The organism is Microbacterium canaveralium (genome assembly GCF_047238045.1).
Classification (GTDB): Bacteria; Actinomycetota; Actinomycetes; order Actinomycetales; family Microbacteriaceae; genus Microbacterium.
Genome location: NZ_JBDFMA010000003.1, coordinates 2,119,500 through 2,133,726 on the forward strand (window position 1 = coordinate 2,119,500; position 14,227 = coordinate 2,133,726).

At 69.3% G+C, this 14,227-nt stretch carries 14 protein-coding genes and 1 tRNA gene; 3 read left to right on the forward strand and 12 right to left on the reverse strand.

Going from position 1 to position 14,227, the window contains the following annotated elements; all coding sequences use genetic code 11:
• Positions 1-90 precede the first annotated feature (90 nt).
• The 3 genes from ABC271_RS11150 to ABC271_RS11160 all read right to left on the reverse strand — a co-directional run bounded on the left by ABC271_RS11150 (position 91) and on the right by ABC271_RS11160 (position 2,636).
• Positions 91-1,125 carry a ribose-phosphate diphosphokinase gene (locus ABC271_RS11150; protein ID WP_412924933.1) on the reverse strand — a complete coding sequence of 345 codons (1,035 nt, stop codon included), beginning with the start codon at positions 1,123-1,125 and terminating at the stop codon, positions 91-93.
• The gene (gene glmU, locus ABC271_RS11155) at positions 1,115-2,563 is read right to left on the reverse strand and encodes a bifunctional UDP-N-acetylglucosamine diphosphorylase/glucosamine-1-phosphate N-acetyltransferase GlmU (protein ID WP_412924934.1); all 1,449 of its coding nucleotides are present in this window, start codon (positions 2,561-2,563) and stop codon (positions 1,115-1,117) included. Before glmU ends, ABC271_RS11150 begins: the two co-directional genes overlap by 11 nt.
• Before the next feature lies 1 nt (position 2,564).
• Positions 2,565-2,636, reverse strand: a tRNA-Gln gene (locus tag ABC271_RS11160).
• 68 nt (positions 2,637-2,704) lie between these two features.
• Between ABC271_RS11160 and ABC271_RS11165 the strand changes: the two genes are divergently transcribed.
• The gene (locus ABC271_RS11165) at positions 2,705-3,202 is read left to right on the forward strand and encodes a MarR family winged helix-turn-helix transcriptional regulator (RefSeq protein WP_412924935.1); all 498 of its coding nucleotides are present in this window, start codon (positions 2,705-2,707) and stop codon (positions 3,200-3,202) included.
• The gene (locus ABC271_RS11170) at positions 3,199-3,711 is read left to right on the forward strand and encodes a hypothetical protein (RefSeq protein WP_412924936.1); all 513 of its coding nucleotides are present in this window, start codon (positions 3,199-3,201) and stop codon (positions 3,709-3,711) included. Before ABC271_RS11165 ends, ABC271_RS11170 begins: the two co-directional genes overlap by 4 nt.
• A gap of 15 nt (positions 3,712-3,726) precedes the next feature.
• On the opposite strand, the gene ABC271_RS11175 is transcribed toward ABC271_RS11170, so the two are convergent.
• The 7 genes from ABC271_RS11175 to ABC271_RS11205 all read right to left on the reverse strand — a co-directional run bounded on the left by ABC271_RS11175 (position 3,727) and on the right by ABC271_RS11205 (position 10,491).
• Positions 3,727-5,517, reverse strand: coding sequence for an ABC-F family ATP-binding cassette domain-containing protein (locus ABC271_RS11175; RefSeq protein WP_412924937.1), 1,791 nt, complete (start codon positions 5,515-5,517; stop codon positions 3,727-3,729).
• A gap of 380 nt (positions 5,518-5,897) precedes the next feature.
• Positions 5,898-6,812 carry an ABC transporter substrate-binding protein gene (locus ABC271_RS11180; protein WP_412924938.1) on the reverse strand — a complete coding sequence of 305 codons (915 nt, stop codon included), beginning with the start codon at positions 6,810-6,812 and terminating at the stop codon, positions 5,898-5,900.
• Between the two features lie 34 nt (positions 6,813-6,846).
• On the reverse strand, positions 6,847-7,608 hold the full coding sequence (locus ABC271_RS11185) for an ABC transporter permease (RefSeq protein ID WP_412924939.1): 762 nt from the start codon (positions 7,606-7,608) through the stop codon (positions 6,847-6,849).
• On the reverse strand, positions 7,605-8,285 hold the full coding sequence (locus ABC271_RS11190) for an ABC transporter permease (protein ID WP_412924940.1): 681 nt from the start codon (positions 8,283-8,285) through the stop codon (positions 7,605-7,607). The genes ABC271_RS11185 and ABC271_RS11190 overlap by 4 nt, the downstream gene beginning before the upstream one ends.
• Entirely contained in the window at positions 8,282-9,106 is an 825-nt protein-coding gene (locus ABC271_RS11195; protein ID WP_412924941.1) for an ABC transporter ATP-binding protein, read from the reverse strand. The genes ABC271_RS11190 and ABC271_RS11195 overlap by 4 nt, the downstream gene beginning before the upstream one ends.
• A gap of 13 nt (positions 9,107-9,119) precedes the next feature.
• Positions 9,120-9,422 carry a DUF427 domain-containing protein gene (locus ABC271_RS11200; RefSeq protein WP_412924942.1) on the reverse strand — a complete coding sequence of 101 codons (303 nt, stop codon included), beginning with the start codon at positions 9,420-9,422 and terminating at the stop codon, positions 9,120-9,122.
• A 136-nt stretch (positions 9,423-9,558) separates the two neighbouring features.
• Complete coding sequence (locus tag ABC271_RS11205; protein ID WP_412924943.1) at positions 9,559-10,491, reverse strand: 4-(cytidine 5'-diphospho)-2-C-methyl-D-erythritol kinase; 933 nt, start codon at positions 10,489-10,491, stop codon at positions 9,559-9,561.
• 236 nt (positions 10,492-10,727) lie between these two features.
• Between ABC271_RS11205 and ABC271_RS11210 the strand changes: the two genes are divergently transcribed.
• Positions 10,728-12,308 (forward strand): stealth family protein, encoded by a 1,581-nt coding sequence (locus ABC271_RS11210; RefSeq protein WP_412924944.1) that lies wholly within the window; start codon positions 10,728-10,730, stop codon positions 12,306-12,308.
• Here ABC271_RS11210 and ABC271_RS11215 read toward each other — a convergent pair.
• Both ABC271_RS11215 and rsmA read right to left on the reverse strand, forming a co-directional pair.
• A complete protein-coding gene (locus ABC271_RS11215) occupies positions 12,259-13,194 on the reverse strand; it encodes a phosphodiesterase (RefSeq protein ID WP_412924945.1) in 936 nt (311 codons plus the stop codon). The two genes, ABC271_RS11210 and ABC271_RS11215, sit on opposite strands and share 50 nt — an antisense overlap.
• A gap of 163 nt (positions 13,195-13,357) precedes the next feature.
• Positions 13,358-14,206, reverse strand: coding sequence for a 16S rRNA (adenine(1518)-N(6)/adenine(1519)-N(6))-dimethyltransferase RsmA (rsmA, locus tag ABC271_RS11220; RefSeq protein ID WP_412924946.1), 849 nt, complete (start codon positions 14,204-14,206; stop codon positions 13,358-13,360).
• Between the last annotated feature and the right edge of the window lie 21 nt (positions 14,207-14,227).

Here is a 14,227-nt window from a genome sequence, read left to right on the forward strand (position 1 = left end):
CCTCGCGGAGCGGTCGTGCTCACCATGAAGACACGATCCCGAACCGGACCTGGTTCAGCCCTCACCGAACCTATGAACCGACCATGAACCTCAGGCGTCGCCGCCGAACATGCTCGTGACCGAGCCGTCCTCGAAGACCTCGTGGATCGCGCGCGCCAGCAGCGGCGCGATGGGCAGCACCGTAAGGCGCTCGAAGCGGCGCTCGGGCGGCAACGGGATGGTGTCGGTGACCACGACCTCGTCGATCGCAGGGTCCTGCAGTCGCTCGGTGGCGGGGTCGCTGAAGATCGCGTGAGTGGCAGCCACGATGACCTTGCGGGCACCGCTCGCCTTGAGCGCCTGGGCGGCCTTCTGGATCGTGCCGCCGGTGTCGATCATGTCGTCCACGAGGAGACACGTGCGCCCGTTCACGTCACCGACGATCTCGTGCACCGAGACCTGGTTGGCGACCTTCGGGTCGCGACGCTTGTGGATGATCGCGAGCGGGGCGCCGAGACTGTCCGACCACGTGTCGGCGACGCGCACGCGGCCCATGTCGGGCGACACGACGGTGAGGGTCTCACGGTCTTCTGCCGAGAGTCCCTGCTCGAAGTGCTCGAGCAGCACGGGCTTGGCGAACAGGTGGTCGACCGGGCCGTCGAAGAAGCCCTGGATCTGCGCCGCGTGGAGGTCGACGCTCATGATGCGGTCGGCACCCGCGGTCTTGAGCAGATCAGCGACGAGGCGGGCGCTGATGGGCTCGCGGCCGCGGCCCTTCTTGTCCTGTCGCGAATACGGGAAGTACGGGGCGACGACCGTGATGCGCTTGGCCGACGCGCGCTTGAGCGCGTCGAGCATGATCAACAGCTCCATGAGCCACTCGTTGACGGGCGGACCGAACGACTGCACGACGAAGACATCGCACCCGCGGATCGAGACCTCGAAGCGCGTGTAGATCTCACCCGACGCGAAGGTGCGGTGCTCGGTCGGGGCGAGCTCGGTGCCGAGGTGCCGGACGACCTCGGATGCCAGGTCGGGGTGCGAACGACCCGAGGCGACGACGAGGCGCTTCTTGGTCTTTGCGACGAGCCCGGGGGCGATGTCGTTGTCGCGGTCGAGATCTACACGGTTCTTCTTACGAGCCATCGCGCGCTTCCTGTTCACCCCGGGCCCGCGCGGCGACGTCCGCCGCACCGGTGCCCGGTCGATTCTTCTCGACCCACCCCTCGATGTTCCGCTGGGGTGCAACGCTGAGTGCCAGGGCACCGGCGGGAACATCCTTGCGGATCACCGCGCCGGCACCGGTCTTGGCGCCATCCCCAATCGTAACCGGCGCGACGAAGACGTTGTGCGAGCCGCTGTGCACCTCGTCGCCGATCACGGTGCGGTGCTTGGTGATGTCGTCGTAGTTGGCGGTGATCGCACCGGCACCGAGATTGACGTGGCGTCCGATCTCGGTGTCACCGATGTACGACAGGTGCGGGACCTTGCTGCCCTCGCCGATCGAGGAGTTCTTCACCTCGACGAACGTGCCGACCTTGCCGTTGACCCCGACCCGTGCGTTGGCACGGAGGTAGGCGAACGGGCCGACGGTGGCGCCGGCTTCGACGACCGCGAGCGTCGCGTCGGTGCGGGTGATCGTGGCATCCTCGCCCACCTCGCAGTCGACCAGGCTCGTGTCGGGGCCGACCGTGGCGCCGGCGGCGATCACCGTGGCCCCGCGCACGTGCGTGTTGGGGAGAAGCGTGACATCCGGTGCGAGGACGGCGGTGACGTCGATCCACGTCGTGGCCGGGTCGATCACCGTGACGCCCTCGCGCTGCCAGTACCGGACGGTGCGCGCGTTGAGCGTGCGTCCCGCCTCGGACAGCTGGATGCGGTCGTTCACGCCGAGCGCCGCCGCGGCGTCGCCCGTGACGGATGCCGCGACCCCCAGTTCCGCCTCGCGCAGCAGCGCGACGACGTCCGTGAGGTACTTCTCCCCCTGGGCGTTCGCGGTGCCCACGCGGCCGAGCTGGTCGCGCAGCGGCGTGGCCTGGAAGACGTAGACGCCGACGTTGATCTCGGTGACCGCGGCCTCTTCGGCCGTGGCATCCTTCTGCTCCACGATGCGCCGCACGCCGTCGACGTCGTCACGGATCACGCGACCGTACCCCCTGGGGTCGTCGACGCGAGCGGTGAGGAGGGTCACGGCCGTGCCGCCGGACCGGTGCGTCTCGATGAGCTCGGTGAGCGTGTGCGACTCCAACAGCGGGACGTCGCCGCTCAGCACCAGCACGTCGCCCACGAAGCCCTCGAGGGCCGTGAGCGCGGCCTCGACCGCACGTCCCGTGCCGGGGATCTCGTCCTGATCGACGATGACGACACCCGGGGCGAGCTCGGTGACCGTCTCGGCCACGAGGTCGCGCTCGTGCCGGACGACGACGACGATGCGGGACGGATCGAGGGATGCCGCGGTGTCGAGCACGTGTCCGACGAGCGGGCGACCGCCCACCGCGTGCAGGATCTTCGGGATGCGCGATCGCATGCGGGTGCCTTGACCCGCGGCCAGGACGATGACGGCGAGCTCGGTCGATGAGGTCATGCTCCGCCGCCAGGATTCGAACCTAGACCTAACAGCTCCAAAGGCTGTCGTGCTGCCGTTACACCACGGCGGACCGTGCCCGCGGGCACCGGTCAAGTCTGCCAGACCGCGACGGGGGGACGTTGTCGACATAATGAAGTCGTGAGCCGGGACAGCGACGAAGTCGATCGCATCGTCGAGGCGTGGGTGCGCCAACGACCCGACCTCGATTTCTCGCCGCTCGAAGTGCTCTCCCGCGTCGCGCGTCTCTCCCGACACCTCGACATCGCCCGCAAAGAGGCGTTTCGTCGCAGCGACATCGAATCGTGGGAGTGGGACGTGCTCTCGGCCCTCCGCCGCGCCGGCGAGCCCTACCAGCTCAGCCCGAAGCAGTTGCTGCAGCAGACACTCGTGTCCAGCGGAACCATGACCAATCGCATCGACCGGCTCGTCGCCCGCCGGTTCGTCAGACGCGAAGCCGACCCCGGCGACGGACGGAGCATCCTGGTGACCCTCACAGACGACGGTCGCGTGCGCGTGGACGCCGCGATCACCCGCCTCGTCGATGCCGAGGCCCTGCTGCTGGAGAGCCTGTCCCGCGGTGACCGCGAGCGTCTGGCGACCCTGCTGCGCAAGCTCAGTCTGGGGTTCGACGCGTGAGCGCCCCGGTCCAACCGACCTCGACCTGGCGTCGCATCGTCGCGTGGTTCGATGTGCGCTTCCGCTCGCCTGCCGCGATCTACGGCCTGATCGTCTTCACCGCGTTCGTGACGATCGCCGAGGACCACGCCGAAAGCATCGACGACATGCTCGCGACCTCCATCGCGAGCCTGATCATCTTCTTCATCGCCCACGTCTTCGCGCACACGCTCACCGAGCACTCCGAGCACGGCTTCCGCGCGGCGACGAGGAATGCGCTACGCCACGGCGCCGGGATGCTCTACGCCTCGGTGCCGTCGATCCTCGTGCTGGTGATCTGCGATGTCGCCGGGGCGACGATCTCCGACGCGGTGGACTACTGCATGCTCGCGGCATTCATCGTGCTCGCCATCCTGGGCTACCACGCGTTCCAGAGTCGCCGCGCCCCCTTCTTCGCGCGGATCCTCGGGGCGCTGGCCACCGCCATGCTCGGGCTGTTCATCGTGGCCCTCGAGTACGGCTTCCACTGACGCCGGACGCGGTGCTCAGCCGATCGCCTCGGTGAGCTCGAACCAGCGCATCTCCAGCTCGTCTCGCTCGGACTCCCAGTCGGAGATGCGCTGCATCTCCTTCCCGAGCCCGACGTAATCGGCCTGGTCGTGGTCGGCCAGGGCCGCCTTCGCCCGGTCGATCTGCGTTTGCAGCTTCTCGATCTTCCGCTCGGTGGCGGAGGCCTCCTTCTGCGCGGCCCGAAGGTCGGCACCCTGCAGACCGGCGGATGCCACGGCCCCGGTGGCCGTCGACTTCTGGGGTTCGGCATCCTGGATCGCCCGCAGGCGCAGATACTCGTCGACCCCGCCGGGGAGGTGACGAAGCTTGGCGTCGAGGATCGCGAACTGCTGATCGGTGACGCGCTCGAGGAAGTACCGGTCGTGCGAGACCACGATGAGCGTGCCCGACCAGGAGTCGAGCAGGTCTTCCATGGCCGCGAGCATGTCGGTGTCGAGGTCGTTGGTCGGCTCGTCGAGAATCAGCACGTTGGGCTGGTCCAGGAGGATCAGCAGCAGCTGCAGACGCCGCTTCTGCCCGCCCGACAAGTCTTTGACGGGCGTCGAGAGCTGGGCGCTGGAGAATCCGAGACGTTCCAGCAGCTGGCCGGGCGTCAACTCCTGCGCCTTGGAGCCCGCACCGAACGTGTAGGTCGTGCGGAGCCCGGCGATCACGACCCGCACCGGGTCGTTCATGTGCTGCTCGAGCTCGTCGAGGCGCTGGGTGAGGGTCGCGACCTTGACGGTCTTGCCGCGCTTGACGCGGCCCGTCGTCGGCTCGACGGTTCCCGAGACGAGTCCGAGCAGCGTCGACTTGCCGGCGCCGTTGACGCCCAGGATGCCGGTGCGCTCCCCCGGCGCGATGCGCCACTCCACGTCGCGGAGAACCGTGTGCTCGCCGTAGGTCACGCCGGCGTCGAGGAGGTCGACGACGTCCTTGCCGAGGCGTGCGACGGCGAGCGACTGCAACGCGACGCGGTCGCGGATCTCGGGCACGTCCGAGATGAGCTCGTTCGCCGCGTCGATACGGAACTTCGGCTTGGACGTGCGGGCGGGGGCCCCGCGGCGCAGCCAGGCCAGCTCCTTGCGGGCGAGGTTCTGACGGCGCTGCTCGATCGTGGCCGCCTGACGATCGCGCTCGACACGCTGCAGGATGTACGCCGCGTATCCGCCCTCGAAGGGCTCGACGAGGCGGTCGTGGACCTCCCACGTGGTGTTGCAGACCTCGTCGAGGAACCAGCGGTCGTGGGTCACGACCAGCAGCCCGCCGGCGTTGGGCGCCCACCGCTTCTTGAGGTGGCCGGCCAGCCACGTGATCGCCTCGACGTCGAGGTGGTTGGTCGGCTCGTCGAGGAACAGCACGTCCCAGTCGCCTGAGAGCAGCCGCGCGAGCGCGACGCGTCGGCGCTGGCCCCCGGACAGGTCGCCGAGGCGGGCGTCCCACGGCAGGTCGCCGAGCAGGCCCGCGATGACGTCGCGCGTGCGCGCGTCACCCGCCCACTCGTGCTCGGGCCGGTCGCCGACGACCGCGTGCCCGATCGTGTCGTCGTCGTCGAGCGTGTCCTGCTGATCGAGGACGCCGACCGTGACTCCGCCGCGCACCGTCACGCGCCCGCCGTCGGGCTCACGGATGCCGGCGAGCATGCCGAGCAGGCTCGACTTGCCGTCGCCGTTGCGTCCGACGATGCCGATGCGGTCGCCCTCGTTCACGCCGAGCGAGACGGAGTCGAACACGACCTTGGTCGGGTATTCCAGGTGCAGGGCTTCGCCCCCGAGCAGATGTGCCATATCCGTCCCAGGCTACGCGGCCCGGGCCGGTCGGTCCGCCCGCGTCGGGCGTACGGGCCCCTCTGTGCGTCGGTGGCCTCCGCGAGACTTCATCCCGCCGACAAAGCCCTTGCAGCCTGCAAGGGAGATGTCGGCCGCATGCAGTCTCGCGGTTCCGGTCCCAGCGAACGGCGCCGACCGACCCCGCCGGGCGGGCACCGCAGGGGCAAGGGATGCCGACTTCCTGGGCCCGCGAGACTTCATTGCGCCGACAAAGCCCCTGCAGCCTGCAAGGGAGATGTCGGCGCGATGAAGTCTCGGCGGTCCCCGGGGGGGAGGGCGGTACGCGCGCAGCGGGGCCGCCCGGAGATTCCGGACGGCCCCGCTGGTGTGGCGACGGCTCAGAGGTTGTTGTCGGCGAGCCAGGCCTTCGCGATGTCGGCCGACGACTGCTGGTCGACGGTCGACTTCACGTTCAGTTCCACGAGACCCTCGGGGGTGAGGGCGGCGGAGACCTTGTTCAGGACGTCGGACACCTGCGAAGCGACGCTCGAGTTGACGACGGGAACGACGTTCGAGGCCAGGAACAGGCCCTCGGGGTCTTCCAGGGTCACCAGGTCGTCGGTCTGGATCCGCGGGTCCGCGGTGTAGACGTTCGCGACCTGGATGGTGCCGGCGACGAGGTCGTCGACCGTGGTCTCGCCGGTGGGCGAGAACTGCACGTCGACGCCGTAGGTCGACTTCAGGCCCTGCGGGCCGTAGGGACGCTCGGCCAGCTCGGCGTTACCGCCGAGGGTCAGACCGGTGGTGACCTTCGAGAGGTCCGCGATCGTCTTGAGGCCGTTGGCCTGAGCGAACGCGGCGGTGACGGTGTACGAGTCCTGGTCGGTGGCCGTCGACTGGTCGAGCACCTCGAGGCCCTCGGGAAGCGCGGCGGGCAGAGCGGCGTAGACCTCATCCGCGGTGCGGGCCGTGGTCTCCTTGTCGAAGAACTGCAGCAGGTTGCCGCTGTACTCCGGGAACACGGTGACGGTGCCGTCCTCGAGCAGCGGGATGTAGGCGTCGCGCTGACCGATCTGGAACTGACGCTTGACCGTCAGGCCGGAGTTCTCGAGCGCCTGGGCGTAGATCTCGGCGATGATCTCGTTCGAGAAGTACGCCTGCGAACCGACGACGATCTCGTCGGACGACGCGCTGGCGTCACCGCCGTTGTTGCTCAGGGGGTCGCTCGAGGCGCCGCAACCGGCGAGGGCGAGCGAGGCGACCGCGAGCCCGGCGAGGACGCCGAGACCCTTGCGAGTTCGTGCTGTGAACATGGGTTCCTCTTTCTGGTGGTGGGATTCGGGTGGGTCATGGAGTGGTCGCGGGCGCGGTGGGCGCTCCGACCGCGATCGCCTCGGCGCGACGCTCGCGCGCAGACCGGCTCCGCGGCGACGCGGCACCCGCGGCCCGGATTCCGCGCGGCACGACGAGGTGCTGGAGGAGGGCGAACAGGCCGTCGATCACGAGCGCTAGGACCGCGACCAGGATGGCGCCACCGATCAGGATGTCGAACCGTCGCAGCGGGATCGCAGCGATGATGTACTGCCCGAGACCGCCCAGACCGATGTAGGCGGCGATCGTGACGGTCGCGAGCACCTGCAGGGTCGCGGCGCGGATGCCGCCGACCAGGAGTGGCAGACCGAGCGGAACTTCGATGCGCCACAGGATCTGCGCCTCGGTCATCCCCATGGCACGTCCCGCGTCGATGACGCGACGGTCGATGGCTTCGAACCCGGTGTACGCGCCGGCCAGCAGCGATGGGATCGCCAGGACGACGAAGGAGATGACGGCGGCCTCGGGTTTGTGAAGCACGCCGAGCAACAACGTCAGCAGGATGAGCAGACCGAACGACGGAATAGCCCGCGCCGCGCCGGAGATGGCGACGGCGGTCTCGCGCCCCTTGCCGGTGTGGCCGATGTACCACCCGAGCGGGATGGCAATGGCCCCCGCCACGACGACGGAGACGAGCGTGTAGAGCAACTGCACGCCGATCGCCGCGGGGATGGAGTCGAAACCCGTCCCCGGGTCGCCGGAGAAGATCCAGGCGATCGCTTCACCGAGGAGATTCATGCCTTCACCAACGTCCGGTTGGCCTGGCGCGAGACGGTCTTCATGCTGCGCGTCCAGGGCATGAGCAGGCGGCCCGCGATGACGAGCAGCAGGTCGATGACCAGCGCGATGACCACGACGGCGAGCACCCCCGTGAAGACTTCGGGGATGATCCGGCGCTGCAGACCGTTGGTGAAGAGGTATCCGATGTTCTGGATGCCGACCAGGATGCCGACCGTCGCCAGGGCGATCGTGCTCGCCGAGGCGACGCGGAGCCCCGCGAGGATCACCGGCCCGGCGAGCGGGAACTCGACCGCCCAGAAGCGGCGGAACGACCCGTATCCGAGCGCGGTCGATGCCTGTCGCACACCCGCGTCGACCGAGTCGAGGCCGTCGGCGACCGCACGCACGAGGATGGCCACGGCGTAGATGGCGAGCGCGACGATCAGGTTCGTCTCGCTCACGATCGAATACCAGCCGGTGACGACCGGCATCAGGATGAGCAGGGCCAGCGACGGGATGGTGTACAGCAGCCCGGTGATCGTGATCACACTGCTGCGCACCAGTCGGTAGCGCCACGCCATCCACCCGAGCGGGATGCTGAGGACGAATCCCGCCACGAGCGCGATGAGGCTCTGGCGGAGGTGCGACACCGTCAACTCACCGATGAGGCCGAGATTGTTGAGGACCCAGGTCACGGGCGCGGCTCCTCCACGAGAGCACCCTGCGTGCGGCCCTCGGCATCCACGACGACCGTGCCGCGATCGGTTGTCTTCAGGTGCAGGGCGCGCTTGCCCTTGACTGCGCCGATGAAGCTGGCGACGAAGTCGCTCGCGGGCTTCTCGATGATCTCGCTCGGCGCACCCACCTGGGCGATGTGCGCACCTTTTTCCAGCAGCACGACCTGGTCGCCGAGGAGGAACGCCTCGTCGATGTCGTGGGTGACGAAGACGATCGTCTTGCCGATGTCGCTCTGCAGCCGGATGAGTTCCTGCTGGAGCTCGTCGCGCACGATGGGGTCGACGGCGCCGAACGGCTCGTCCATGAGCAGGATGTTGGGGTCGGCGGCGAGGCCGCGCGCGACGCCGACGCGCTGCTGCTGACCACCCGAGAGCTGGCTCGGGTACCGGTCGGCCATCGAGGTGTCGAGCCCCACCGTCTCCATGAGTTCGAGAGCACGGGTACGGGCTTTCTTGCGGTTCTCCCCTTGCAGGACCGGCACGGTGGCGATGTTCTCGGCCACGGTGAAGTGCGGCAGCAGTCCCGAGTTCTGCATGACGTAGCCGATCCGTCGGCGCAGCTGCACGGGCGGCTGCGCGGCGATGTCGTCGCCGTCGATCGCGATCGTGCCGGCGGAGGGCTCGACCATGCGATTGATCATGCGGAGCAGGGTGGTCTTGCCGCAGCCCGACGACCCCACGAAGACGGTCGTCTTGCGCGACGGGATGACGAGGCTGAAGTCGTCGACGGCGCGGGTGCCGCCGGGGAAGACCTTCGAGACGGTCGAGAACTCGATCATGCGCGTACCCGACTCAGTCGGAGACCACGACCTTCCGGTCGAAGGCCACGTAGCCCGAGAAGTCCGTCCCCACTCGGTCGACCGCGCCCGGACGCAGGTCGGGGTAGGACCACGCCCCGTCGGTCAGATCGACGCCGTCGAGGGCGATGTTCCAGTACTGGGCCGCACCCTTCCACGGGCACGTGTACGGGGTCGGGCTCTGAGAAAGCGCACCTTCGCGGATCGCGCTCGGCGGGAAGTACCAGTTGCCTTCGATGGAGACGAGATCGGTGCGGTCGGCTTCGGCGATCACCACGCCGTCGAGTACTGCCTTCATGGGAATTCCCCTTTCGTGGCCGTTCGGGGGCACGGCGCCCGCCGGTGGATGACCACCTCGATCGAGGCTAGTGAGGGGTACCGACACGAAACGCAAGATTGCCCCGTGTGACGACCTGGGCTATGGTGCGGAGCGGTCAGACCACACGCGCGCCCGAGACGGGGCCGTGCACGTGCAGCGCAGTGTATCCGTCCGCGCTCAGCGTGACCTGCAGGTCGATCGCCGCGGTCTCGTCGGCGGCCAGGAACGCGAGAGTCGGTCCTGAGCCCGACACCAGTCCCGCCAGCGCGCCCGAGCGTTCGCCGCGCTCGAGGACGCGCGCGAGATCCGGACGCAGGTGCAGGGCGGGGGCCTGGAGGTCGTTGCGCACGGTCGCCGCGAGCATGCGGGAGTCGCCCTGCCGAATCGCGTGCAGCACGTCGGGATCGACGGCGGGAACACGCGGCGCGGGACCGATGTCCACCGCGTGGCGTGCGCGGTGCGCGTCGAGTTCGCCGTAGACCACCGGCGTCGACAGGCCGCGGTCGTTCGGCACGAGGACCCAGTGGAAGCGTCCCGAGGCCAGAGCCGGACTCAGCTCATCGCCGCGGCCGGTGCCGATCGCGGTTCCGCCGAGAAGGGCGAACGGCACGTCTGCGCCCAGCTGCGCAGCGAGACGCGCCAGGTCGGCCGTCGGCATCCCGAGACCCCAGAGCGCGTCGCACGCCACGAGGGCGGCCGCGGCATCGGCGGAGCCGCCGCCCATCCCCCCCGCCACCGGCACGGACTTGCGCACCGTGAGGTGGGCGCCGTCGGTCACCCCGGCGACCCGCGCGAGCATGCGTGCGGCGCGAAGGGCGAGATTGCTCTCGTCGGTGGGAACGCCCTCGACGTCCACCGTCGACGTCGCGGCGATCTCGATCGTGAAACCCTCGGCGGGAACGGCGGTGATCTCCTCGTAGAGCGAGACGGCCTGATAGGCGGTCGCGACGTCGTGGTAGCCGTCGTCGCCCACATCCCCGACCTCGAGGAACACGTTGATCTTCCCTGGCGCGCGCACGCGCACCGGGGCTGTCGAGGGGGCGCTCATGGGCGGGCCCGCTCGACCCGGAACGTCGCTTCGTGTGCGAAACTGGAACGTCGGACGGAAGTCGCCCGGCCCGTGAGCGACGGGTCGACGGCGGCCAGTCTGGAACGGGCGATCTCAGTCACTCTTCGACAGTAGCGCCCCACTCACCGCCGTTCGGCGCCGTCGCCGAAACGCGGACGTAACGCCGGCTCCCTACGGTGAACGAACCGTCCCCACATCCCCCGAGGAGGCACAGTATGCGATCGATGGTCCCCCTTTCTGTCGAGACCGACCCCTGGCGCGCCCTCCTCTCCCGGACGGACATCCGCATGGTCGACGGCATCCTGCACATCGTCGACGACACCCGCACCCCGACCGAGGCCGAGCGCGACGACCTCCTCACGGTCGCAGCAGCGATCGAGGCCGCGGGCGTCGAGGTCATGCTGGTTCGGGATGCCAACCGCCGCCCCAAGCTCGTCGTCGACACCGCGCACGCCGAGGCCGCGCTCGCGGCGTTGCGCGACCCGGAGCTCGGTCCCGTCTACCTCAAGGCCCGCGGCGAGGAGCCGGTGCCCGCCCACAGCGTGACCCCCAGCCGCAACGCGGTAGAGGCCTACGCCGTCTTCCGTCCCCGTACCTCGGTCGAGGGGTCGTACCGGTACGGCGCCGCGCTCGCGCCGCGCCTCGAGCTGTGGCGCTTCGGCGCACGGACCATCGAGGCCCCGCGCCCCAGCGCTCTGACGCGTCGCACCTTCGCCGCGGCCGACCTCGACGTCGTGGAGATCGAGCGCTACGGGCGTCGCTGGCGGACGGTCGCCGGCATGTTCGACCCGCACCCGAACGAGTTCACCGAAGACGTCGACATGGTCTTCTCGTGGGTGGACGGATCGTCCAGCGAGTTCCAGCGCCAGCGCGCGGCTCGCATGAAGGGGTACGTCGTCGGGGACGGCGACGACAACGCCGCCCGCTACCGTCAGGTCGACGAGCTGCGCTACGCGCTGCGCAGCGTCCACATGTATGCGCCGTGGGTGCGCCGCATCTTCATCGCGACCGACTCCCCCACGCCGGAGTGGCTCGCGGACCACCCGAAGGTCACGATCGTACGCAGCGAGGAGTTCTTCGCCGACCCGTCGGTGCTGCCCACGCACAACTCGCACGCCGTCGAGGCGCAGCTGCACCGCATCCCGGGGCTGGCCGAGCACTTCCTGTACAGCAACGACGACATGTTCTTCGGCCGTCCCGTCACGCCGGAGCTGTTCTTCAGCGGCGCCGGCATCAGCCGCTTCGTCGAGAGCGGCATCCGCATCGGCAGCGGTCCCGCGCACGTCGACCGTTCGGGACACGACAACGGCCTGCGAGTGAACCGTGCGTTGCTCAAGGAGCGCTTCGGCCGCGTCATCACGCTCGACCTCGAACACTGCGCGACCCCCCTGCGACGCTCGGTCGCGTACGAGCTCGAGCGCGAGTTCGCCGAGGACTACGCCCGGACGGCGGCGAGCCGCTTCCGCTCCGCCACCGACATCTCCGTGACGAACAGCCTCTACCACTACTACGCACTGGCGACCGGACGCGCGGTCATCACGACCGAGCCGCGTACGCGCTACGTGCAGACCACGCAGCTCGACTCCCTCCGCCGCATGGAACGCCTCGTCACCGGCCGCGACACCGACATGTTCTGCCTCAACGACGGCAGTGTGCCCGAGATCCCCGAGGAGGTCCGGGTGCCGGCCCTCCGCGCGTGCCTCGAGCGCTACTTCCCCGTGGCTGCGCCGTGGGAGAGGGATGCCGTCAGCGCAGGATCGGCAGCGGCGTCGTCGGCGGCGACACCCGCCCGCTGAGTGCCCCCGCGGCCGGCACGACGATACCGGCCGACCGCAGACGCTCCTGCGACTCGGCGGCGTCGACGTACTGCAGGACTTCCGCAGAACCCACGGGCACGACCGAGTGGACGATCGTCTCGTCGTAGACGTGCACGATGTTGAAGCCCTGCGCGCCGTCCTGCGGCCGCGTGCCGCCGACGGGCACCATCAGGTCCTGCGTGTAGCACGTGGCGGATGCGACCGACACGGGGATGCCCGCGAAGGTCGCGAACGTCGAGTAGTGCAGGTGTCCCGCGAGGATCGTGCGCACGTCGCTTCCGCGAAGGACGTCGGCGAGGAGCCGCTGGTCGCGGAGTTCGACGGTCGCGGCGAGATCGAGCACGCTCGGCACCGGCGGATGGTGCATCGCGAGGATCGTGCCGAGGGGTGCGGGGACCGACAGCACGTCAGCGAGCCAGTCGCGCTGTGCGGCGCTCACTTCGCCGTGGTGGTGTCCGGGGACCGAGGTGTCGAGGGTCACGACCCGCAGGCCGTTGAGTTCATCGACCCGGTCGACCGGCGCCGTGGGGTCGCCGATCTCCGCGGGGAGGAGGTGCGAGCGGAACGTCGCGCGGTCGTCGTGGTTGCCCATGACCCAGATGACGGGCGCGCCGAGGCGGTCGGCGGCGGGCTCGACGATGGCCCGCACGCGCTCGTAGGCGTCGGCCTCACCGAAGTCCGCGAGGTCTCCGGTGAAGATCAGCCCGTCCGGACGGACCCCGGATGCCTCGATCGCGGCGACCGCCTCCGCGAGATGTGCTTCCGAGTCGACCCGGTCGTACAGCGGCGATCCCCCCGCTCGCAGGTGGGTGTCGCTCAGGTGCAACAGCACACGTTCTGCACGCGGATGTTCGGCGTAGCGCATCTCGTTCCCTTCGGGTCGTCGGGTGCGACCTCTGCCCGGCGTGATGCTCCCGGTTGGGCTGAAATGTTACAGACATGTTTCACGAACGCATGATGAACACGTCGAGAATTCGCCCGGACGCGCGGCCGCTCCGACCCGTGGATGTCCGAGTGAAGTGCGGGAGTCAGGCGTCGGGAAGGGCGGCGATCCGCACGAAATCATCGATCGACAGTTGCTCGCCGCGGAGCGTCGGATCGATGCCCGCGCGCTGCAGCGCTTCCGACGCCGCGGCGGCCGACCCACCCAGTACGCTCGACAGCGCCTGCCGCAGCATCTTGCGCCGCTGCTGGAAGGCGGCATCCACGATCCTGAAGGTGCGACGGCGAAGATCCTCGTCGCCTCGAGATTCGGCATCCCGCCGAAAACCGACGAGCACGCTGTCGACGTTGGGGACCGGCCAGAAGACCTGGCGCGAGACGGTGCCGGCCAGGCGCCACGGGCCGTACCAGGCGGCCTTCACGCTCGGGGCACCGTAGACCTTCGACCCGGGCGGGGCTGCGAGGCGCTCCCCCACCTCGGCCTGCACCATGACGACGCCGCGTTGCAGGAACGGGAACGTCTCGAGGAAGTGCAGCAGCACGGGAACCGAGACGTTGTAGGGCAGGTTCGCGACGAGCACCTCGGGCTCACCCGGGAGTTCGTTCACCTGCAGGGCGTCGGCGTCGATCACGGTGAGTCGCTCGGCGGGCACGTTATGGGCGGCGGCGGTGTCGGGAAGCCGCGCAGCGAGTCGGTGATCGATCTCGACGGCGACCACCGAGGCCCCCGTCTCCAGGATCGCCAGCGTCAGCGACCCGAGTCCGGGCCCGATCTCGACGACGCGATCGGATGCCTCGACACGCGCGGCCTGCACGATCTTGCGCACCGTGTTGGCGTCGACGACGAAGTTCTGGCCCAGTTTCTTCGTCGGCGTGACGTCGAGGTCGGCGGCGAGCCGGCGGATCTCGGCGGCACCGAGGAGGGAAACGGGCATTGTTCCACTGTAGCCAGGGCG

What these genes read in the sequence shown, in the direction of transcription:
- ABC271_RS11215 (WP_412924945.1), bottom strand. Translation starts at nt 13,194, where the DNA reads ATGCGCTACGCCGAACATCCGCGTGCAGAACGTGTGCTGTTGCACCTG.
- ABC271_RS11195 (WP_412924941.1), bottom strand. Translation starts at nt 9,106, where the DNA reads ATGATCGAGTTCTCGACCGTCTCGAAGGTCTTCCCCGGCGGCACCCGC.
- rsmA (WP_412924946.1), bottom strand. Translation starts at nt 14,206, where the DNA reads ATGCCCGTTTCCCTCCTCGGTGCCGCCGAGATCCGCCGGCTCGCCGCC.
- ABC271_RS11200 (WP_412924942.1), bottom strand. Translation starts at nt 9,422, where the DNA reads ATGAAGGCAGTACTCGACGGCGTGGTGATCGCCGAAGCCGACCGCACC.
- ABC271_RS11185 (WP_412924939.1), bottom strand. Translation starts at nt 7,608, where the DNA reads ATGAATCTCCTCGGTGAAGCGATCGCCTGGATCTTCTCCGGCGACCCG.
- ABC271_RS11180 (WP_412924938.1), bottom strand. Translation starts at nt 6,812, where the DNA reads ATGTTCACAGCACGAACTCGCAAGGGTCTCGGCGTCCTCGCCGGGCTC.
- ABC271_RS11210 (WP_412924944.1), top strand. Translation starts at nt 10,728, where the DNA reads ATGCGATCGATGGTCCCCCTTTCTGTCGAGACCGACCCCTGGCGCGCC.
- ABC271_RS11175 (WP_412924937.1), bottom strand. Translation starts at nt 5,517, where the DNA reads ATGGCACATCTGCTCGGGGGCGAAGCCCTGCACCTGGAATACCCGACC.
- ABC271_RS11150 (WP_412924933.1), bottom strand. Translation starts at nt 1,125, where the DNA reads ATGGCTCGTAAGAAGAACCGTGTAGATCTCGACCGCGACAACGACATC.
- ABC271_RS11205 (WP_412924943.1), bottom strand. Translation starts at nt 10,491, where the DNA reads ATGAGCGCCCCCTCGACAGCCCCGGTGCGCGTGCGCGCGCCAGGGAAG.
- glmU (WP_412924934.1), bottom strand. Translation starts at nt 2,563, where the DNA reads ATGACCTCATCGACCGAGCTCGCCGTCATCGTCCTGGCCGCGGGTCAA.